Here is a 20,507-nt window from a genome sequence, read left to right as displayed (position 1 = left end):
AGGTAGATAACCGGCACAGCGGGGCGCCGCCGACCGGGAGAACGGCGACGGTGGACGCACGCGGACCGGGCGGGCCGAGCGGGCCAGGCGGGCCGAGCCAGACGAGCCAGACGGGCCAGGCGGGCCAGGCGGGCCTAGCAGGTCAAACGGGCCAGACGCGCCAGGCGGGCCGTGGGATCACTCCTTGGCGGTGAAGACGATCTCCACTCTCCGGTTCTTCGCCCGGTTCTCCTCCAGCGGCCGCCCCTCGACGACGTTGGGCACCCGGGGCCGCCGCTCGCCGAAGCCCTCGACCTGGAAGGTCACGCCCGTCAGCGTCCCCTGGAGGGCCTCCCGCACGGCCCGCGCCCGCCTGAGCGACAGCGCGGCGTTGTAGGCGTCGGCGCCCTGGTCGTCGGTGTGCCCCTCGATCCTGACCGCCCCGCCCGCGGAGTCCGCCCGGACCTTCTCGGCGACCCTCCCCAGCCGCTGCCGCGCCCGAGGCGTCAGCACGGCCTTGTCAAGCGCGAACAGCACGTCGCTGGTGAGCGCCACGGTGATCTCCTCACCCCGCCGCGACTCGCTCTCGGCGCCGTCGAGGGACTCCACCTCGGCGAAGATGTCCTCGACAAGGGCGACGACGTCCTCCACCGCGGCCGTGGCCTCGTCGCCCGGATCCGCCCACGCGGTCGTCCCGGGGCCCGCGACCAGGGCGAGCCCGAGCGCCAGGATCGTGAGGCGCTCAGGAGATCGGGACATCACTGAACACACCCAGCACCTTGAGGTCCACATTGATCTTCGTGACGTCCGGCGGCGGGGCGGCGAACGAGGCGTGCAGGGGCAGCACCTCCCCGGGCTGGGTGAACACGTCGTACTCGGAACACAGGCACGAGGGTTTGGGCTGCTTCGCGGTGCGCGCGACGGCGTACCGCTTGCCGTTGACCGGGTCGACCAGGCTGACCCCGGCCACGGTCAGGCCGAGACCGCCCGGGGTGTCGCCCATGTCGCTGTTCATCTGCCACCGTTCGTCGCTGTTGTTGGTGACCGTCCAGGTAAGCGTGGACAGCCTGCCCTGACGCCGGAGACCGGTGATCTCCACGGTCAGGTCGGCGCCACTCGCCTTGACCTCCCTGCGGGCGATCACCCTCTCCCGCTCGGCGGGCACGGTCTCCGTGGCCTCCGGGACCTCCGTCGCTTTCACCGCCTCCGTGGGCTCCGCCGCCTCCGTCGCCTTCGTGGGGTCCGCGACCTCCAGCGTCCCCGTCACCCGCTCCTCCCCGCCGCTCCCCTGCTGCCCGGGGAGCATCCCGCAGCCGCTCAGCATGGCGGCCACCACCGCCACGACTGCCACCGGTGTGGTCCCTCTTCGCATCTCGTCCCCCTTCGCCCGTTGTGGATCGCGTCGAGCCCGACCGTAGGCGGGCGACCTTCAGAAGCCGCATAGCCCGCTACACGCGCAGGCCACGGCGCCGCGACGCCTCACGGGCGAGCTCTTCGGCCTCGGCGAGGCCGTGTCGGTCGCCGAGGCCGTCAAACTCTCCCACAGCGTCTGATATAGCACCAATAGCCTCATCCACCTCATCGAGATCCAGAAGTGCCGCCGCCAGGGTCAGCAGCGCCCGCCCGGCACCCCGGCGGTCCGCGTACTCACGGAACACCCCCAGCGCCTCCTCCGCGGCCCCGCGGGCGGTATCGGGCCGGCCCTCGGCCAGGGCCACCCTGGCCAGGAGCACCAGTCCCGCGGCCTCGGGGAGCCGGTCCCCCAGACGCCTGGCCAGGCCGAGAGCGCGTTCGGCCCGCTCACGCGCCTCGGAGGGGCGCCGCCGGTCCAGGTAGAGCCCGGCGAGGTCGAGCGAGACGGCCGCCTCGCCGCGCGGATCGCCCAGCTCCCGGTAGGCCGCGAGGCTCCCGTGCAGCAGGTCCTCGGCCTGCCGCGACCCGCCGAGGGCACGCAGCGCGTCGGCCCTGCCGCGCCGGTCCCCCGCCGCCGAGAACGCGGCCAGGCAGGCCACGAAACAGGCCTCCGCCTCAGGCCGCCGCCCCTGGGCGAGGCGCACCAGGCCGAGCCGGTGCCGGGTACGGGCCACCTCGCGCGCCTCGGAGAGCGGAAGCGCCCGCCCGAGGGCGTCGGCGGCCTCCTCCAGACGGCCCTCCGTACGACGCAGGTCGGCCAGCGAGCGCAGCAGCAGCGCCTCACCGTGGCGGTGGCCCGCACGCCGCGCGGCCCGCAGGCCGAGTTCCACGACCGCGTGCCAGTCCTCCCGGTGCGCGCCCAGCTCGAAGAACGGGGTCAGGTAGAAGGCCAGCCGCCAGGTCGCCTCGTCCAGGCCGGCCCGCTGGAGGTCGGCGACGGCCGCGACCAGGAACCCCCGCTCGGCGGCCAGCCAGCGGGCCGACTCCCGCAGCCGCGTGGTGTCCAGGTCCGCGGCCTGCTCCGCCGTACGGGCCACGGTCTGGCCGGAACCCGGCTCGGCGGGCAGGAGCAGCGTCCTGGCCCGCCGGGCACGGTCGAGGATCTCCCCGGCGGCCGCGGCGAGGACCCGGGCGGGCGGCCCCTCCTCGGCGGCCAGCCGCTCGGCGGCGTAGAGCCTGGTCAGGTCATGCCAGTCGTACCTCTCCTGGCCGCTCGCGTCGAGCCCGCGCGCCCGCAGCAGGCCCGCCTCGGCCAGCGCCTCCAGCAGCCGGCCGGCGGGCGCCCCGAGAACGGCGGTGGCCGCCCACGGGGCGACGTGGGGCGCGGACAGCGCGCCGAGACGGCGCAGCAGCAGGCGTTCGTGATCCGAGAGCGCGCGGTAGCCGAGCGCCAGGCTGCCGCGCACGGCCAGGTCTCCCGCGCTGAGCTCGTCGAGGCGGCCACGCTCGTCCTCAAGGCGTCCCGCCAGGTGTTCCAGCGTCCAGCTCGGCCGACGCGCGAGCCTGGACCCGGCGATCCTGAGCGCCAGCGGCAGCCCTCCGCACAGCACCGCGATCCGCGCGGCCGCCTGCGGCTCGGCCCGCACCCGCCGCTCCCCCACCACCCTCGCCAGCATCTCCACGGACTCGTCCGTGTCGAACACGCCGACCTCGAAGGCTCGCGCCGCCTCCAGGCCGGACAGCGGCGAGCGGCTGGTCACCAGCGTCAGGCAGCCGGGCCCGACGGGCAGCAGCGGGCGCACCTGAGCCTCGTCGGCCGCGTCGTCCAGCACCACCAGCAGCCGCCGCCCGCTCACCATGCTGCGGTAGAGGCGCGTCCGCTCGGCCAGGTCGGCGGGCACCGCCCCCTCAGGGCAGCCGAGCGAGCGCAGCAGGTCCTCCAGCACCGCGCCCGGTGTCCTGGCCCCGAGCGAGGCGTGCAGCCGCCCGCCGGGGAAGTCGAGCCCGCCGGCCGCGTGGACCGCCACCGCGGACTTGCCCGTCCCCGCGGGACCGTGCAGCACGAGGTGGACGGGCGCGGTCCCGGCGACGGGCACGGACCGGCGGATCCAGTCCAGCACGCGCTCGCGCCCGGTGAAGTCGGCGACGTCGGGCGGCGTCTCGTTCGGCACGTCGTTCGGCACGGCCCGCGCGGGGGCGCCCCCCGCCAGCACGCGCTCGTGCGCCGCCCGCAGCTCGGGACCGGGTTCGAGACCGAGCTCCCCGACGAGCAGCCGCCGCGCCTCCCGGTAGGCGCTCAGCGCCTCCGACCTGCGCCCCGCCTGGCCGAGCGCCAGTACGAGCTGTCCCCACGCCCGCTCCCGCAGGGGGTGCGAGGCCACGAGCGCGCGCAGCTCCCCCGTCACCTCCGCACCCCGGCCGAGCGCCACGTCCAGCTCGACGCGCTCCTCGAGGGCGGTCAGCCGCAGCTCCTCCAGCGGTACGGCGTACGCGCGCCGCAGTTCGGCCGAGTCGACATCGGCCAGCGCGGGTCCCCGCCACAGCGCCAGGGCGGCGCGCAGCTCGTCGGCCGCCTCGGCGGTCCTGCCCGCGTCCCTGGCCCGCCGGCCCGCGATCACCAGGCGCTCGAACCTGTGCGCGTCCACCTGGTCGGGATCGACGTCGAGGAGGTAGCCGCCGGGTACGGTGCGGATCCCGTCGACCACCTTGCGCAGCGCGCTCACGTACACCCGCAGCACCGGTTCCGCCGAGGCGGGCGGCTCCTCGTCCCACACCTCGGCGATCAGCCGTCCGACGGTCAGCGTCCGTCCCGGCCTCAGCAGCAGGGCGGCCAGCAGCGCGCGATGTTTGGCGGGACTGGGTGTCAGGTCACGCTCACCCTCGACGACCCGCAGTACTCCCAGCACGTTGAACTGCACGCTCACCCCTCCATCGGACGGGCCTCGAACGAGCGGAACCCGACCCGGACGGGCGTGGCCGCATCCGGCGCCGCGTGGACTCCGGTGGCCCCCGGGCCGTAGGGGTCCTCGGCGTCGGTGGCCTCCCCCACCGGTTTCTCGTTGAGCCACATACTGAGGACGACCCGTCCGCCCCGCTGCGCGCACTGGGCGACGACGCGGTTGTCGGCCGACTTTCTCATCCGCACGGGTCCGTGCAGGACGACGCCCCGCCCGCCGCGCCGCTTGGTGATCGAGGCCTCCCCCGAGGCGGTGACCGCGAACTCGTAGCGGTCACCGGTGTCCGCGTCGCCGCGACACCACACGCCGAACTCCCCGGAGCCCCCCTCCAGCCGCATCCTGGAACTGATCACGACCCCCCCGGCGGACCCCTCCGAGAAGGGGGCCGACTTCCACAGCCGCCATCCGGGATTGGCGGTCAGCAGATAGACCCCGCCGTCCAGCTCGGTCCTGCCGCCGTTGGACACGCCGACGGCCCAGGACTCGGCGAAGTCGGCATGGTAGGACGACGCGGGCGCGCCGAGACCGGCGTAGAGGACCCACCCGCCCACCAGGACCGCCACGAGCACGGCGGCGCCCGCGACCCACGGCCACCGTCGTCTCCTCGAGGTCACCGCACCCGACCGGGTGGGCTCCCCGGCCCCAACGGATCCACCGCCCCCAGCCGGTCCCCCGAGCGCAGCCGGTTCCCCGGCCACGTCCCGTTCTCCGAGCACGACCGGTTCCCTGAGCGCGGCCGGTCCCCCGGCGACGGCCGGCTCCCCGAGCACGGTCGGCTCCCCGGGTACGGCCGGCCCTCCGCCACCGCCGGCCGGCCCTCCGCCGCCGACGGCCCAGGCGCGTTCGACGGCCTGGCTGGCCGTCGCCGGGGTCGGCCGGCCGCCGACCAGCTCGTCCAGCAGCCGCTGGGCGCTCGGCCGCCGCGCGGGGTCCTTGGCCATCGCCCCCTCGACGACGGCGCGTACGCTCTCGTCGAGGCCGTCGAGGTTCGGCCCGTCGTTGACGATCCGATAGAGGACCTCGGACGGCGAGCCACCGCCGAACGGCAACCGCCCCGTACCGGCGAACGCGATCACCCCGCCCCACGCGTAGACGTCGGCCGCGGGCGTCAGCGGCTCGCCGCGCACCTGTTCGGGCGCCATGAACGCGGGAGTGCCCAGGATCGCCTGGCTGGCCAGGGTCTGGGTGTCGACGAGCTGCGCGATACCGAAGTCGATCACGCGCGGGCCGAGGGGCGACAGCAGCACGTTCGACGGTTTCAGGTCGCGATGGATCACCCCGGCCCCGTGGATCGCGTGCAGCGCGGTGGCGATCCCGACCGCGAGCGCCTCCAGGTTGGCGCCGGTCAGCGGCCCCTGCTCGCGTACGGCCTGCGCCAGGTCGGGCCCCCTGACGTACTCGGTGACGAGGTAGGCGACGCCGTCCTCGACCCCGGCGTCGAGCACCGGAGCGGTGCAGAACCTGGCCACCCTGCGCGCCGCCGCCACCTCGCGGTCGAAGCGCCGCCGGAAGGCCGGGTCTCGGGCCAGCTGCGGATGGATCACCTTCACCGCGGCCAGGCCCCCCGTCGGGGTCGCGGCGAGGTGCACCACGCCCATACCACCCCGGCCCAGCTCACGTCTGAGCACGTAGCCGCCGATCGTGTTCACCGGAGTTACCTTATGCCGTCAAATTCGCGCACACTGGCATTTTGTACGCCAAAGAGCTCAGTCCCTAACTCCTTGCCTCGAGGACGCCTCGGCTACGGCGACCACGAACCGGCCACCCGCACCGAGATCTCCGCCCCCGAAACGACGAACGACGGCGCACGACGACGAACAGAGACGACGTCAGCGGACCGGATACCCCGCCCCCCGCAGCGCGTCCTTGACATCACCGATCTTGAGCTGCCCGAAGTGGAACACCGACGCCGCCAGCACCGCGTCCGCCCCCGCCTCGACCGCGGGAGGGAAGTCCCCGACGGAACCGGCCCCGCCGCTGGCGATGACCGGAACCGACACCGCGGCCCGTACGGCCCGGATCATCTCCAGGTCGTAGCCGTCACGGGTGCCGTCACCGTCCATGGAGTTGAGCAGGATCTCACCGACCCCGAGCTCCTCACCCCGCCGAGCCCACTCCACCGCGTCGATGCCGGTGCCCCGGCGACCGCCGTGCGTGGTCACCTCGAAACCGGACGGCGTCGGCGGGCCGTCGACGACCCGGCGGGCGTCCACCGAGAGCACGACGCACTGCGCCCCGTACCGCCGGGACGCCTCGGTCAGCAGCTCCGGCCGGGCGATCGCCGCCGTGTTCAGGCCCACCTTGTCGGCGCCGGCCCGCAGCAGCCTGTCGACGTCCTCGACCGAGCGCACCCCCCCGCCCACGGTCAGCGGGATGAACACCTGCTCGGCCGTCCGGCGGACCACGTCGTACATCGTCGACCGGTCGGAGCTGGAGGCCGTGATGTCCAGGAACGTCAGCTCGTCGGCCCCCTCCGCGTCGTAGCGGCGGGCCAGCTCGACCGGGTCGCCCGCGTCGCGGAGGTTCTCGAAGTTGACGCCCTTGACCACCCGCCCGGCGTCCACGTCCAGACAGGGAATCACTCGTACCGCGACAGTCATCTGCGGCCCCCTCACGAACTCACGGCGGCGAGGGCGTCCTCGAGGGTGAAGGCCTGCGCGTACAGCGCCTTGCCCACGATGGCCCCCTCGACGCCGATCGGGACCAGCGAGGCCAGGGCGCGCAGGTCGTCCAGGGACGAGACGCCGCCGCTGGCGACCACCGGCTTGTCGGTGCGGGAGCAGACCTCGCGGAGCAGGTCGAGGTTGGGGCCGCGCAGCGTGCCGTCCTTGGTGACGTCGGTGACGACGTAGCGGGGGCAACCGTCGCCCTCCAGGCGGGCGAGGACCTCCCACAGGTCGCCGCCCTCCTGGGTCCAGCCACGGGCGGCCAAGGTCGTCCCCCGCACGTCCAGCCCGATCGCGATCCGGTCACCGTACTCAGCGATGATCTTGGAGCACCAGGCGGGGTTCTCCAGCGCCGCGGTGCCGATGTTCACCCGGCGGCAGCCGGTGGCCAGCGCGAGCTCCAGGGAGGCGTCGTCGCGGATGCCGCCGGACATCTCCACGTTGACGTCGAGCGCGCCGACCACGGTGGCGAGCAGCTCGCGGTTGCTGCCCCGGCCGAAGGCCGCGTCGAGGTCGACCAGATGGATCCACTCCGCACCGGCCTCCTGCCAGGCGAGCGCCGCGGACAGGGGATCGCCGTACGACGTCTCGGTGCCGGCCGCGCCCTGGACCAGGCGGACCGCCTGACCGTCGGCGACGTCCACGGCGGGGAGCAGCTCAAGCGACATCTGTTCAGGACCTCCGGTCGAAAACAAGGGTGATGAAAAGCGGTACGAACAGCAGAGAGATGACCAACGCCCCGAACCGGGCGGCCCACGAGGACCACAGCAGCCAGACGAGCACCTGGACGATCAGGAACAGCACCACCGCGACACCGTTCTGCGCCCGGCGGCGGCGGGCCATGATGCCACCCTGGGACACGATGCGCACGGGCCTGCCCGGCAGCAGCGCGACCATCCTGCCGACCCGCTCGCGCCGCCGCGCCAGCCGCGCCTCCCGCTCGGCGCGCAGAGCCGCCTGACGGGCCTGCTCGGCCTCCCGTTCGGCCCTGCGCCTGGCCCGCTCCCTGCTCATCGAGAACTCACCGGACGCTCACCGGAAACCCGGACGAGGACCCGGCGGAGGACCCCACCGGAAACCCGGCCGGGAACCTCGGCCGGAAACCCACCCGGGACCCGCGAGATCACGTGACGGTCCCGAGCCAGTTCGTGAGCAGCTGCGCACCGGCGTCGCCCGACTTCTCCGGGTGGAACTGGGTGGCCGCCAGCGGGCCGTTCTCCACCGCCGCGACGAACGGCACCCCGTGCTCGGACCAGGTGACCAGCGGGTCGGTGAAACCCGGCCCCGCCTGGAGCTCCCAGGAGCGCACGCCGTACGAGTGCACGAAGTAGAAGCGCGTGTCGGCGTCGAGCCCGGCGAACAGCGCGGTCCCGGCGGGCGCCTTGACCGTGTTCCAGCCCATGTGGGGCAGCACCGGAGCCTCCAGCCGCTCCACCGTGCCCGGCCACTCCCCGCAGCCCTCGGTCGTGACGCCGTGCTCGACGCCCGTCTCGAAAAGAATCTGCATGCCGACGCAGATGCCGAGGACCGGCCGCCCCGCCGACAGGCGCCGGCCGATGATCCGCTCACCCCGCACGGCGCGCAGCCCCGTCATGCACGCGGCGAACGCCCCCACCCCCGGCACGACGAGGCCGTCGGCCTCCATCGCCGTCTCGTAGTCGCCGGTCACCGTGACGTCCGCGCCGACCCGGGCCAGCGCGCGCTCCGCGGAACGGAGGTTGCCCGAGCCGTAGTCGAGAACGGCCACCTTCTTCTTCACCACCAGAGCACCGCCGCCGTGGTCGACAGGGCCGCGAGGACGGCGAGCAGCACCGCGCCCTTCCTCAGACCCTGTTTGAGGAATGAGACAATCCCGCCGACGAGGAAGAGGGCCACGAAGGCCATCGCGACGGCCGCCCAGTTGCCGCTCACCGGCGCGTCCCCCTCCCTGCGCGAGAAGCTGTCACAGCACGCCCTTCGTGCTGGGCACCCCGGTGGCGCGCGGGTCGCGCTCCGAGGCCGCCCGCAGCGCCCTGGCCAGGGCCTTGAACTGCGCCTCCACGATGTGGTGGGCGTTGCGGCCGTACGGGACGCGCACGTGCAGGCAGATCGCGGCCTGGGCGACGAACGACTCCAGGATGTGCCTGGTCATCGTCGTGTCGTACTCCGCGCCGATCATGGGAGCCATGCCCTCGGGCTCGCTGTGCACCAGGTAGGGGCGCCCCGACAGGTCGACCGTGACCTCCGCGAGCGACTCGTCCAGCGGGCAGGACGCGTTACCGAACCTCCGCAGGCCCGACTTGTCACCCAGAGCCTCGCGGAACGCCGCCCCCAGCGCGAGCGAGGTGTCCTCGATCGTGTGGTGGGCGTCGATGTGCAGGTCGCCCTCGGTCTTCACGGTCAGGTCGAACAGCCCGTGCTTGCCGAGCTGGTTCAGCATGTGGTCGAAGAACCCGACACCGGTGGACACCTCGACGTTCCCGGTGCCGTCGAGGTCGACCTCGACCAGCACCGAGGTCTCCTTGGTGACACGCTCGACGCGACCGCGACGCGGTGCCGTCTCGCCGCCAGTGATGCTGCTCACAGGATCTCCTCCAGGGCGGCGCGGAACGCCGCCATCTCCTCAGGGGTACCGATCGAAACTCTCAGCCACCCGGGCGGCCCCACCTCGCGGATCAGCACCCCGCGATCCAGCAGGCCCCGCCACACCGCGTGCCGGTCCTCGAAGAGCCCGAACAGCACGAAGTTGGCGTCCGAGTCGGCGACCGCCAGCCCCCGGCCGCGCAGCCACTCCACCGTGGCGTCCCGCTCGGCCCGCAGCGCGTCGACCGCGCCGAGCAACTCCGCGCCGTGGGCGAGCGCGACCCGCGCCGCCGTCTGGGTGAGCGTGGACAGGTGGTACGGCAGCCGGACCAGCAGCAGCGCCTCGATCACCGCCGGGTGGGCGGCCAGGTATCCCAGCCGGGTCCCGGCCATGGCGAACGCCTTGGACATCGTCCGCGTGACGATCAGCCGGGGATTGTCCGGCAACAGGGTCAGCGCCGACGGGGTACCGGTGCGGGCGAACTCGAAGTAGGCCTCGTCCACCACCACCATGCCCGGCGCAGCCTCGACGATCCTGGCGATCACCGCCGGATCCAGGGCGGTGCCGGTCGGGTTGTTGGGCGACGTCAGGAAGACGACGTCGGGCCGGTGCTCCTCGATCGCGGCGACGGCCTTGTCCGGGTCGATCCCGAAGTCGTCCTCACGCGCCCCGGAGATCCACTCGGTCGAGGCACCGGTCGTGATGATCGGGTGCATCGAGTAGGAGGGCTCGAAACCCATCGCGACCCGACCGGGGCCGCCGAAGGCCTGCAGGATCTGCTGGAGCACCTCGTTGGAGCCGTTGGCGGCCCAGACCTGCTCCACGGCCAGGCCGTGCCCCAGATACGCGGCCAGCTCCCCGCGCAGGGCGAGCGCGTCGCGGTCGGGGTAGCGATTGAGCTCGGCCGCCTGGGCGCGTACGGCCTCGGCCAGGTCGGCGACGAGGGACGCGGAGGGCCCGTAGGGGTTCTCGTTGGTGTTGAGCCTGACCGGGACGTCGATCTGGGGAGCACCGTACGGCGTGCGCCCCCGAAGGTCGTCGCGGATCGGCAGATCTTCAAGCTTCACGACGAAGTCCCCCAGTCGAACCGGGAACGAACATCCCCGACGAGCACAGGCGGGAAGGCCCTCACGAGGGCACCTCCCAGTCGAAACGGGCGCGGATCGCCGCGCGCCCGATGAGCACGGGCCGGGAGGTCCTCATGAAGGCACCTCCCAGTCGAAACGGGCGCGGATCGCCGCGCGCCCGATGAGCACGGGCCGGGAGGTCCTCATGAAGGCACCTCCCAGTCGAAACGGGCGCGGATCGCCGCGCGCCCGATGAGCACGGGCCGGGAGGTCCTCATGAAGGCACCTCCCAGCCGAAACGGGCGCGGATCGCCGCGCCATGCGCCGGGAGGTCCTCGGTGTCGGCCAGCACGCACACGTGGGCGGCGGCACCGGCGAGGGCCTCGCGGCTGTAGTCGACGACGTGGACACCGCGCAGGAACGTCTGCACCGACAGCCCCGAGGAGTGGCAGGCACAGCCGCCGGTGGGCAGCACGTGGTTGGAACCGGCCATGTAGTCGCCGAGCGAGACCGGCGCGTAGGAGCCGACGAAGATCGCTCCGGCGTTGCGCACCCGGGCGGCCAGCGCGTGCGCCCCCGCGGCGTGGATCTCCAGGTGCTCCGCGGCGTACGCGTCGACGACGCGCAGCCCGGCCTCCATGTCGTCGACCAGCAGGATGCCCGACTGGCGCCCCGACAGGGCCTCGGTGATCCGCTCGGCGTGCTTGGTCGCGGCGACCTGACGGGGCAGCTCCCGCTCGACGGCCTCGGCCAGCTCCACCGAGTCGGTGACGAGCACGGCGGCGGCGATCGTGTCGTGCTCGGCCTGGCTGATCAGGTCGGCGGCGACGTGCACCGGGTCGGCCGTGGAGTCGGCGAGGATCGCGATCTCGGTGGGGCCGGCCTCGGAGTCGATGCCGATGCGGCCCTTGAGCAGGCGCTTGGCGGCGGCCACCCAGATGTTGCCGGGGCCGGTGACCATGGTGACCGGCGGGCACTCCTCGGTGCCGTACGCGAACATCGCCACCGCCTGGGCGCCGCCGACCGCGTAGACCTCGTCCACGCCGAGCAGCGCGCACGCCGCCAGGATGGCCGGGTGCGGCAGCCCGCCGAACTCGCGCTGCGCGGGCGAGGAGACCGCCAGGGAGGGCACCCCCGCCTCCTGGGCGGGAACGACGTTCATGACCACGCTGGAGGGGTAGACCGCCCGGCCGCCGGGGACGTACAGCCCCACGCGGTCGACGGGCACCCAGCGCTCGGTGACGGTGCCGCCGGGCACGACCTGGGTGGTGACGTCGGCGCGCCGCTGGTCGCGGTGGACGAGGCGGGCGCGGCGGATCGACTCCTCCAGCGCCGCCCTGACCTTCGGGTCGAGCCCCTCCAGCGCCCCGGTGACCGCCTCGGCGGGCACGCGGGTGGACTCCAGCTCGACACCGTCGAACCTGGCGGTCAGCTCCCGCACGGCGGCGACCCCGCGATGACGCACGTCCTCGCAGATGGGCCGCACCTTCTCCAGGGCGGCTTCGACGTCGAGGTCGGCACGGGGCAGCACGTCGCGGAGGTCCCCCGGAAGGGGCCCTCGCAGGTCGGTACGCGAAATCACCCGTTCAGTCTACGGAGGTCCGCCACCCGATATCGTCCCGTCCATTATCCGGACAACGCCTTTACTATGTAGATTTTAACCAGCCGCTACGCTTTCCCTGTGAGTAAGAGCAAGAACAAGGGCGGCCAGGGAACCCCCGCGACGGTGGCCCTGACCCAGGCCAAGGTCGATTTCACCCTGCACCCCTACGAGCACGACGCGAACGCGCAGGCCTACGGCGAGGAGGCGGCCGACGCCCTCGGGGTGCCGTACGGACAGATCTTCAAAACGCTCGTGGCCGAGGTGGAGAGCGGGCTGGCCGTCGCGGTGGTGCCGGTGTCGGGCAAGCTCGACCTCAAGGCGTTCGCGGCGGCGCTGGGGAGCAAGCGGGCGGCGATGGCCGACGCGGCCAAGGTCGAGCGGGTCACCGGCTACGTGGTCGGCGGAATCAGCCCCCTCGGGCAGCGCAAACGCCTGCCGACCGTGGTCGACGCCTCCGCGCTCGGCTTCGCGACGATCTACTTCTCCGCCGGGCGGCGCGGGCTGCAGATCGAGACCGGCCCGTCGGAGCTGGTACGGCTCACCCAGGCCGTCACCGCCCCCATCGGCAAGGCCGACTGAGGCTCCCGCGAGGTCCCGCGAGTCCCACAAGACGACCCCGCTCCCCCGGGCGGGTCCTGTCGAAGGTTGCCGACGCGGCGCGCGGCGGCGTTCGGTCAGACTCGGTATGACGGGACGTACCTGACCGGGGACATCGGGGGCAAGATGCACTACCTGACCGCTACCGAGATGATCGAGCTGCTGCGCACCAGGCAGGTCGGCGCGGTCGAGCTGCTCGACGCGCACCTGCGGCGGATCGAGGAGGTCAACCCGAAGGTCAACGCGATCGTCACGCTGGTGGCCGAGCGCGCCAGGCGGGAGGCCGAGGAGGCCGACCGGGACCTGGCCCGCGGCCGGTGGCGGGGGCCGCTGCACGGGCTGCCGGTCGCGCACAAGGACCTGGCCGACACCGCGGGGATCCGCACCACGTACGGCTCGCCGATCTTCGCCGACCACGTCCCCGTCTCCGACGCGCCGATCGTGCGGCGGATGCGCGAGGCCGGGGCGATCACGGTCGGCAAGACCAACACCCCGGAGTTCGGCACCGGCTCGCACACCGTGAACGAGATCTTCGGCGCCACCCGCAACCCCTACGACCTGTCGAGGTCGGCCGGGGGCAGCAGCGGCGGGGCCGCGGCGGCGCTGGCGACCGGCATGGTGGCGCTGGCCGACGGCTCCGACATGGGCGGCTCGCTGCGCAATCCGGCCTCCTTCTGCAACGTGGCGGGGCTGCGGCCCACCCCGGGTCGGATCCCCTCGCCGTCACCCGTCGCGGCCTGGTTCACCCTCGGCGTCCCGGGACCGATGGCCCGTACCGCGGAGGACCTCGCGCTGCTGATGAGCGCGGTGGCGGGGTTCGACGCCGCCTCCCCCCTGTCGATCACCGAGAGCGGCTCCGCCTTCGCCGGGCCCCTGGACCTCGACCTGACCGGGGTGCGGATCGCCTGGAGCCCCGACCTGGGCGGGCTGCCGGTCGACGCGGAGACGGCCAAGGTCACCGCGGACGCCCCGGCCGCGCTCGCGGAGCTGGGCGCGCGGGTGGAGCGGGTGGACCTGGATTTGTCCGCCGCCGAGGACGCCTTCCGGATCTACCGCGCCTGGTACTACGCGCTCTCCTTCGGCGACCTGCCGCAGGAGAGCCTGGGGGCGAACGTGCGCTGGAACGTCGAGCGGGGCCGCGAGGTGACCGGCGCCGACCTGGCTCGCGCGGAGCGGCTGCGCAGCGGGCTCTACCGGCGGATGAACTCCTTCTTCGACACCTACGACTTCCTGATCGCGCCGGTCAGCCAGGTGCCGCCGTTCCCGGTGGACGCCCCGTACGTCTCGGAGATCAACGGGGAGGCGCTGCCCGACTACCTGGCCTGGATGCGCTCGGCCTACTGGGTCAGCGTGCTGCACGCCCCTGCGGCGTCGGTGCCGTGCGGGTTCACCTCCGGCGGGCTGCCGGTGGGCGTGCAGATCGTCGGGCGCCCCTTCGCCGACATGGCGGTGCTGCGGCTGGCCCACGCGTTCGAGCGCGCCACCGGCCACGGCTCGCACCGGCCGCCCCTCTGACCTCGGCCGGGTCCCGGTCCCGCGCCCGCCACACCCGGACACGGTCACGGCTCGCACCGGCCGCCCCTCTGACCCCTGCCGCCCTCCCGGCTTTCGGCCCCGCACCCGCCACCGGGATCACGCGGGCCGGCCTACCGGTCGCCGGTCCGGTCGCTGATGTCGTACGACGACAGCGGCCCGTAGGGGTCGTTCCCGCCGAAAGGGCGGCGCAGCGGGGAGTCGCGGTAGCCCGCGATGCCCTCCAGGGCGAAGAAGAGGCCGGCGGCCAGCGTCGGCCACACGAACAGCACTCCCTGGGCGGTCAGCGCCAGCGGCCCCGCGATCAGCGACGCGGACGTCCCCGAGGCGCTCACGCTCACGGCGCCGAGATTGACCGTCTCCCCCACCACCAGCGCCAGGTACGCGCCGAGCAGGCCGCCCGCGGACAGGCCCACCACCACCGGCAGCGGGCGGCCCCCGCGCGACACGCTGTAGCCGACGGCCCCGCAGGCGAGCCCGAGCGCACCGGTGATCACGGCGAACCAGCCGTCGGCGGCGATCAGCGCCTGGGTGGAGGGATCGGCCAGCAGCGGCCCCCCGTTCGTCACGACGTACGGGGGGCGCGGCGCGGCCAGCGACCACAGGATCCCGGCGACGACCCCGATCAGCGCGAGCACCAGCACGGTGATCACAAAATCACGCACGCCGCGCACCATGGTTCCCTCACCCTCTGTGCAGATGTGCCCGATGTTACATACCTCTCGGCCCGGCGCCATCCGAGGCCTCGATCGAATCCCGTTACTCTGGCGGTGTGAACGAAGAGGTATGGCTGATCGAACCCTCCGGGCCGCTGCGCGGTGACGTCGAGGTCCGCGGCTCCAAGAACGGCGTCTCCAAGCACATGGTCGCCGCGATGCTGGGCACCGGTGAGAGCACGATCCAGAACGCCCCGGACGTGGGCGAGGTGGGGATCACCGCTCAGATGCTGAGGGCACTCGGCATCGACGTGGAGATCAGCGCCGGGGAGATCTCCGTCGCCCCGGGGAAGCAGATCAACCCGCACGTCCCGGCGGCGTTCACCGGCCTCAACAGGATCCCGATCCTGATGCTGGGCCCGCTGCTGCACCTGGCGGGCGAGGCGTTCGTGCCGCTGGTCGGCGGCGACCCGATCGGCCGCCGGCCCGTCGACTTCCACGTCGAGGCGCTGCGCGCGATGGGCGCCGAGGTCGAGGTGAGCGACACGGGGGTGTACGCCAAGGCCAAGCGGCTGCGCGGCACCCGGATCGAGCTGCCCTACCCCAGCGTCGGGGCCACCGAGACGATCCTGATGTCCGCGGTGCTGGCCGAGGGCAAGACCGTGCTGAAGGGCGCGGCGATGGAGCCCGAGGTGGTGGAGCTCGCCCTGTTCCTGCAGCGCATGGGGGCGCGCATCGAGCTGAGCCCCGACCGGCGCATCGTGATCGAGGGCGTGGAGCGCCTGCACGGCGCCTCCACCTGGCTCAACGGCGACCGCATCGAGGCGTTCTCCTACCTGGCGGCCGGGCTGATCACCGGCGGGCAGGTGCGGGTGCACGGCTGCCCGCAGGACCGGCTGGTGACCGCGATCACCACCCTGGCCAGGATGGGCGCCGAGGTCGACATCACCGACGACTACCTGTCGGCGTCCGCGCCGCACGGGCTGCGGGCCGCGGCGGTGCAGACCGACACGCACCCGGGGTTCATGACCGACTGGCAGACGCCCCTGATGGTGCTGTTCACGCAGGCCCAGGGCATGTCGGTGCTGCACGAGACGGTGTTCGAGAACCGCCTGGTCTACGTGCCCGCGCTGCAGAAGATGGGCTGCGAGATCGAGGTCTTCGACGTCTGCCTCGGCGGCCCCGCCTGCCGCTACCACGACACCAACGCCAAGCACTCGGCGGTCGTGCGCGGCGTGTCCAGGCTGAGCGGCGCCGACGTGACGCTGCCCGACATCCGGGCCGGGTTCTCGGCCGTGCTGGCCGCCGCCGCCGCCGAGGGCACCTCCACCCTGCGCGGGGTGCACCACATCGAGCGGGGTTACCACCGGCCGTTCGAGCAGTTCGCCTCGCTCGGGCTGAAGATCAGTCGAGAAAAGGTGCAGGACGGGTAAGAATTGGCAATCGGGCGTTTGTAGGTGATCATCTGGTCGCACGTTACTATGCGTGACATCGCGCCCAGAGGTGAGACGTGGTCCCGGCGTGTGCCTGGGCCTGCTGGCGGCCTGCGGGGTGTTCGGCGGGCTGCTGGCCGCGATGGCCGCGCTGCCGCTGGTCGGCACGGCCGGGCTCACCGTCAACAACGTCACGAGGACCCTCACCGACCTGCCCCCGAGCCCCCGGGAGAACCCGCTCCCGCAGCGCACCGTGCTGCTGGACAAGAACGGCAAGCGGTTCGCCCAGTTCTACACGGAGAACCGGACGGTCGTGACGCTCGCCCAGGTCGCCCCCGTCATGCGTGACGCGATCGTGGCGATCGAGGACTCGCGCTTCTACGAGCACGCCGGCCTGGACATCAAGGGCACCCTGCGCGCCCTGGTCACCAACACCAGGGCGGGCGGGGTGCGACAGGGCGGGTCCTCGCTCACCCAGCAGCTCGTGAAGAACATCCTGCTCGAGAACTCCGAGACCGACACCGAGCGCGCCCAGGCCCGCGCGCCCAGCGTCCAGCGCAAGATCACCGAGCTGCGGTACGCGCTGGCGATGGAGCGGAAGTACAGCAAGGCCGAGATCCTGGAGCGCTATCTCAACATCGCCTACTTCGGCGCGGGCGCCTTCGGGGTGGAGGCCGCCGCCCAGCGGTTCTTCTCGGTCCCGGCCTCCCGGCTGACCCTGCCCCAGGCCGCGGCGCTGGCCGGCGCGGTCCGCACGCCGTACGCCACCGACCCGTCGCTGGACGCCGCGCGCCGGGAGCGGCTGCGCGAGCGCAGGGACATCGTCCTGGACCGGATGGCCCAGCTGTCGTACGTCACCCCGGCGCGGGCCGAGGCCGCCAAGAGGCGCCCGCTCGCCATCCGCCTCAAGCCCGAGCCGGGCGGCTGCGACGGGAGCGTCTACCCCTACTTCTGTCTTTACGTGCACCGGGAGCTGCTGACCAACACGGCCTTCGGCCACACCCGCGCGGAGCGGGAACGCCGCCTGGCCAGGGGCGGCATCGTGCTGCGCACCACGCTGGCGCCGAAGGCGCAGCGGGCCGCGGAACGCGCCATCGCCGCGCGGGTCGGCAGGAAGGACACCGAGGTCGCGGCCGAGGCCATGGTCCAGCCGGGCACCGGGCGGATCCGGGCCATGGCGGCGAGCAAGCGGTACGGCAGCAACGCCGGCAACGCCAGGAACGGCCCCAGCACCACCTACAACCTGCCCGCAGACATGGCGCACGGCGGCGGCCAGGGCTTCCAGGCGGGATCGACGTTCAAGGTGTTCACCCTGGCGACCGCGCTGGCCCAGGGCTGGCGGTTCGACCAGGGCTTCATGACACCCGGCGGTTTCGTCCCCGACAGCGGTTTCACCGACTGCAGGGGCCGCAAGGTCAACGACCCCGGCGCGGAGATCTTCAACGCGAGCGGCGAGGGCAAGGGCGGCCCACAGAGCCTGTCCACCGGTACCTGGAAGTCGGTGAACATCTTCTACATGATGCTGGAGCAGCGGGTGGGCCTGTGCCCGGTCGTCACGACCGCCAAAGCCCTGGGCATCGCCCGCGCCGACGGCACCCCGCTGCGGGAGGTACCGACCTTCACCCTCGGCGTGAACGAGATGGACCCGGTGACCGTGGCGTCCGCGTTCGCCGCGTTCGGGGCGCGGGGCCGCTACTGCCGCCCGATGGCCATCGTCGAGATCGTCGAGCGGGACGGCAGGCGCGTCCGGATCCCGCCCAGCTGCGCGCGGGCGATCGACCGCGGCGTGGCCGACGCGGCCAACCACCTCCTGGCCGGGGTGTTCACCAAGGGGACCATGACCGGCCAGAGCATCGATCGCCCGGCCGCGGGCAAGACCGGCACCAACAACGGCTACACGTCGGCCTGGTTCGCCGGCTACACCCCCGACCTGGCCGCGGCGGTCAGCGTGGGCGACATCCGGGGCTCCTACCGCTACCCGCTGACCGACGTCGAGATCGGCGGCGAGTACTTCGGCGCGGTCCAGGGCGCCTCCCTGCCGGGACCGATCTGGGTCTCGTCGATGTCGGCGGCCCTCGACGGTACGCGCGAGACCCGCTTCCACCACCCCGACATGAGCCGTTTCGGCGGCGGGTTCACCCCCGGCCTGAAGGAGGCCCTGGCCAGGGAGCGCGAGGAGGAGGGCGCGGAGGGCGCGGACGCCGCGGACGCCGAAGGCGAGGGCCGTCGCGGCGCCAGGGGAGACCGCGGGCGCCGCTTCCGCGAGGAGTACAGGCACCGGGAGGGACGCGGATATCGGGAGGAGCGGCGCTACCGCGACAACGGCCCGCACCGCCGCTACCGCGCCCCCCAGTGGCGCGACCGCCCCCGCTACCGCTGACCGGTGCCGATTCAGCGGGTGAGCCTCCGAAGGCTGGAAGCCCTTCACCACCCCCGCCACCGCTGACCACCCACCCTGGCGCTCCCGGGACGGGCGGTCGGCGACCGGCGGACCGGCGCTTGACCGGTGAGTCAGCACCTGCCCGACGACCCGGTGCCCGATTCAGCGGACATGCACCCGCACGCCGCCACCTGAACCGGTCGACCGGCGGGTCAGCGCTTGACCAGCACCTGCTGGGTCGGCAGGAGCACCGGAGGCCGGGAGCCCTTCGCCGCCGCCGCAGACGGGCCGCACAGCGCCTGCATGAAGTAACCTCCCATCGCGTAGTCGATCGCGTGCGGCTGCGGGTAACCGTTCGCGTCGAGCTGCTGGTACTTCATGAGGTTGAACCCCAGGGAGAGCTGGCGGCGGCCGTCCTCGCCGGACAGGGAGATCGTGCCCATGCCGAACACGCCGCCGTCGTGGCCCCAGAACCGGCCGCAGGGCAGGTCCTGGGCGTAGATGCCGAGACCGTAGTTCATCACGACGTTGCCCTGGGCGTCGGTGACCGGCACCGTCGTCCGCATCTGGGCGAGCTGCGCCGGGGCGAGGAGCCTGCCGCCCAGCAGTTCCCGGTAGAACCGGTTGAGGTCCTCCATCGTCGCGACGACGGCGCCCGCCGTACCCGCCCACGACATGTCGTAGACGCTGTAGTCGCGCGGCGGGTCGATGTAGCCGTACAGCGCCTCGTACGCCTTGGAGTGCGGCCCGGGGATGACCGGCGTGCGCGGGAAGGACGTGTCGCGCAGCCCGGCCCGGTGGATCACGTGGCGGGTGATGTACGCCTCCGCGCCGGTACCGGTCACCTTCTCCAGGAGCAGGCCGGCGATCACGTAGTTGGTGTTGGAGTACGACCACACCTGCCCCGGCTCGCCCGTGCGCGGCGCCTCCAGCCCGAATCTCACCAGCTCCGACGGGCGGATCCTGCGGAACCGGTGCTCGTCGAGGCTCTGCGGGGACGCCTGGACGAGGGAGGGGAAGGCGCCCGCGACGTAGTCGCCGATGCCGCTGGTGTGGTTGAGCAGCATCCGGACCGTGATCTTCTGGCCGAGTTCGCCCGGCAGGAGGCCGGGGAGGTATCGGGCGACGGGAGCGTCCAGCTCGACGCGGCCCCGCTCGACCTGCTGGAGGATCGCCACGGCCGTGAAGGTCTTGGTGATGCTGCCCACCCGGTGGACCATCCCGGACTGGACGGGCCGCCGGGTCCGCACGTCGGCGACCCCCGCCGCCCCGAGCCACTTCGACCCGCCGTCCCGGACGGCGGAGTAGGTGCCGTACATGCCGGCCTCGTGGATCGCGTCGAGGCTCCGCCGGAGTGCCTCCCTGTCGAGCCCGGCCGCCTGACCGGCCTCCTTGCCTGCCGACGCCGAGGGCCCGGGGACCGGCTCGGCGGACGCGGGAGGCGCGACGGCCCATGTCACGAGTATCGCGCTCAACCCGAGGCCGGCGATCGCCCGTCCACGGTGGGGAAGTCGCGCGAGAGTCATCGGCTGTCAGCTCCTCAGATCCGGAATGTACGACATAACGATCATCGCAATTCTCACCGATTCCTCCCTCCGCTGCGCGGACGACTTCTTCCTAATCCGTCAGGATGACCTCCGGTACGCACCTCGATGGAAAATGTCATGGCCTGGCCGGGGCGGCGCCTTCCAGGGTGCCGGAGGTGAGCAGGCGGCCCACG

The 20,507-nt window shown here is 73.0% G+C and carries 18 protein-coding genes; 4 read left to right on the top strand and 14 right to left on the bottom strand.

Translation table 11 applies throughout. The annotated features are described in order from the left end of the window. Positions 1-177: 177 nt before the first annotated feature. From OG587_RS22050 to hisD, 12 genes are all read right to left on the bottom strand, one after another. Positions 178-738, bottom strand: a complete 561-nt coding sequence (locus OG587_RS22050; protein ID WP_329093197.1) for an OmpA family protein — start codon at positions 736-738, stop codon at positions 178-180. Further along, entirely contained in the window at positions 722-1,330 is a 609-nt protein-coding gene (locus tag OG587_RS22045) for a hypothetical protein (RefSeq protein WP_329093195.1), read from the bottom strand. The genes OG587_RS22050 and OG587_RS22045 overlap by 17 nt, the downstream gene beginning before the upstream one ends. Positions 1,331-1,427: 97 nt before the next feature. After that, the gene (locus tag OG587_RS22040; RefSeq protein ID WP_329093193.1) at positions 1,428-4,256 is read right to left on the bottom strand and encodes an AfsR/SARP family transcriptional regulator; all 2,829 of its coding nucleotides are present in this window, start codon (positions 4,254-4,256) and stop codon (positions 1,428-1,430) included. Then, entirely contained in the window at positions 4,253-5,938 is a 1,686-nt protein-coding gene (locus OG587_RS22035; protein ID WP_329093190.1) for a serine/threonine-protein kinase, read from the bottom strand. Before OG587_RS22035 ends, OG587_RS22040 begins: the two co-directional genes overlap by 4 nt. 180 nt (positions 5,939-6,118) lie before the next feature. Continuing rightward, the gene (gene hisF, locus OG587_RS22030) at positions 6,119-6,889 is read right to left on the bottom strand and encodes an imidazole glycerol phosphate synthase subunit HisF (protein ID WP_329093188.1); all 771 of its coding nucleotides are present in this window, start codon (positions 6,887-6,889) and stop codon (positions 6,119-6,121) included. A gap of 11 nt (positions 6,890-6,900) precedes the next feature. Then, entirely contained in the window at positions 6,901-7,623 is a 723-nt protein-coding gene (gene priA / locus OG587_RS22025) for a bifunctional 1-(5-phosphoribosyl)-5-((5-phosphoribosylamino)methylideneamino)imidazole-4-carboxamide isomerase/phosphoribosylanthranilate isomerase PriA (RefSeq protein ID WP_329093186.1), read from the bottom strand. A gap of 4 nt (positions 7,624-7,627) precedes the next feature. Next, on the bottom strand, positions 7,628-7,969 hold the full coding sequence (locus OG587_RS22020; RefSeq protein WP_329093185.1) for a hypothetical protein: 342 nt from the start codon (positions 7,967-7,969) through the stop codon (positions 7,628-7,630). 109 nt (positions 7,970-8,078) lie between these two features. Beyond that, positions 8,079-8,714, bottom strand: coding sequence for an imidazole glycerol phosphate synthase subunit HisH (gene hisH / locus OG587_RS22015; protein WP_329093948.1), 636 nt, complete (start codon positions 8,712-8,714; stop codon positions 8,079-8,081). After that, a complete protein-coding gene (locus OG587_RS22010) occupies positions 8,711-8,866 on the bottom strand; it encodes a hypothetical protein (protein ID WP_329093183.1) in 156 nt (51 codons plus the stop codon). The genes hisH and OG587_RS22010 overlap by 4 nt, the downstream gene beginning before the upstream one ends. A 31-nt stretch (positions 8,867-8,897) precedes the next feature. Next, positions 8,898-9,518, bottom strand: a complete 621-nt coding sequence (gene hisB / locus OG587_RS22005) for an imidazoleglycerol-phosphate dehydratase HisB (RefSeq protein WP_329093181.1) — start codon at positions 9,516-9,518, stop codon at positions 8,898-8,900. Continuing rightward, on the bottom strand, positions 9,515-10,585 hold the full coding sequence (locus OG587_RS22000) for a histidinol-phosphate transaminase (RefSeq protein WP_329093179.1): 1,071 nt from the start codon (positions 10,583-10,585) through the stop codon (positions 9,515-9,517). The genes hisB and OG587_RS22000 overlap by 4 nt, the downstream gene beginning before the upstream one ends. Before the next feature lie 274 nt (positions 10,586-10,859). Further along, positions 10,860-12,167 carry a histidinol dehydrogenase gene (gene hisD / locus OG587_RS21995; protein ID WP_329093177.1) on the bottom strand — a complete coding sequence of 436 codons (1,308 nt, stop codon included), beginning with the start codon at positions 12,165-12,167 and terminating at the stop codon, positions 10,860-10,862. 99 nt (positions 12,168-12,266) lie between these two features. On the opposite strand from hisD, the gene ybaK reads away from it, so the two are divergent. Both ybaK and OG587_RS21985 read left to right on the top strand, forming a co-directional pair. Further along, a complete protein-coding gene (gene ybaK / locus OG587_RS21990) occupies positions 12,267-12,767 on the top strand; it encodes a Cys-tRNA(Pro) deacylase (RefSeq protein ID WP_329093176.1) in 501 nt (166 codons plus the stop codon). 66 nt (positions 12,768-12,833) lie between these two features. Next, positions 12,834-14,300: an amidase gene (locus OG587_RS21985; RefSeq protein ID WP_329093174.1), complete on the top strand. Its 1,467-nt coding sequence runs from the start codon at positions 12,834-12,836 to the stop codon at positions 14,298-14,300. 131 nt (positions 14,301-14,431) lie between these two features. Here OG587_RS21985 and OG587_RS21980 read toward each other — a convergent pair whose 3' ends face one another. Next, positions 14,432-14,983, bottom strand: a complete 552-nt coding sequence (locus OG587_RS21980; protein ID WP_329093172.1) for a hypothetical protein — start codon at positions 14,981-14,983, stop codon at positions 14,432-14,434. Positions 14,984-15,090: 107 nt separating this feature from the next. On the opposite strand from OG587_RS21980, the gene murA reads away from it, so the two are divergent. Together murA and OG587_RS21970 are read left to right on the top strand one after the other, a co-directional pair. Continuing rightward, the gene (gene murA, locus OG587_RS21975; protein ID WP_329093170.1) at positions 15,091-16,407 is read left to right on the top strand and encodes a UDP-N-acetylglucosamine 1-carboxyvinyltransferase; all 1,317 of its coding nucleotides are present in this window, start codon (positions 15,091-15,093) and stop codon (positions 16,405-16,407) included. Between the two features lie 52 nt (positions 16,408-16,459). Beyond that, positions 16,460-18,787 (top strand): transglycosylase domain-containing protein, encoded by a 2,328-nt coding sequence (locus OG587_RS21970; RefSeq protein ID WP_329093168.1) that lies wholly within the window; start codon positions 16,460-16,462, stop codon positions 18,785-18,787. Positions 18,788-18,999: 212 nt separating this feature from the next. Here the strand turns inward: OG587_RS21970 and OG587_RS21965 are convergent, their stop codons facing one another. Next, a complete protein-coding gene (locus OG587_RS21965; protein ID WP_329093166.1) occupies positions 19,000-20,313 on the bottom strand; it encodes a serine hydrolase domain-containing protein in 1,314 nt (437 codons plus the stop codon). Between the last annotated feature and the right edge of the window lie 194 nt (positions 20,314-20,507).

Source organism: Streptosporangium sp. NBC_01469 (genome assembly GCF_036227305.1).
Taxonomy (GTDB): Bacteria; Actinomycetota; Actinomycetes; order Streptosporangiales; family Streptosporangiaceae; genus Streptosporangium.
This window is presented reverse-complemented; position numbering and strand designations above follow the sequence as displayed.

Coding starts and splice junctions, on each gene's coding strand:
- OG587_RS22050 (WP_329093197.1), bottom strand. CDS start 738: ATGTCCCGATCTCCTGAGCGCCTCACGATCCTGGCGCTCGGGCTCGCC.
- hisF (WP_329093188.1), bottom strand. CDS start 6,889: ATGACTGTCGCGGTACGAGTGATTCCCTGTCTGGACGTGGACGCCGGG.
- priA (WP_329093186.1), bottom strand. CDS start 7,623: ATGTCGCTTGAGCTGCTCCCCGCCGTGGACGTCGCCGACGGTCAGGCG.
- OG587_RS22020 (WP_329093185.1), bottom strand. CDS start 7,969: ATGAGCAGGGAGCGGGCCAGGCGCAGGGCCGAACGGGAGGCCGAGCAG.
- OG587_RS21965 (WP_329093166.1), bottom strand. CDS start 20,313: ATGACTCTCGCGCGACTTCCCCACCGTGGACGGGCGATCGCCGGCCTC.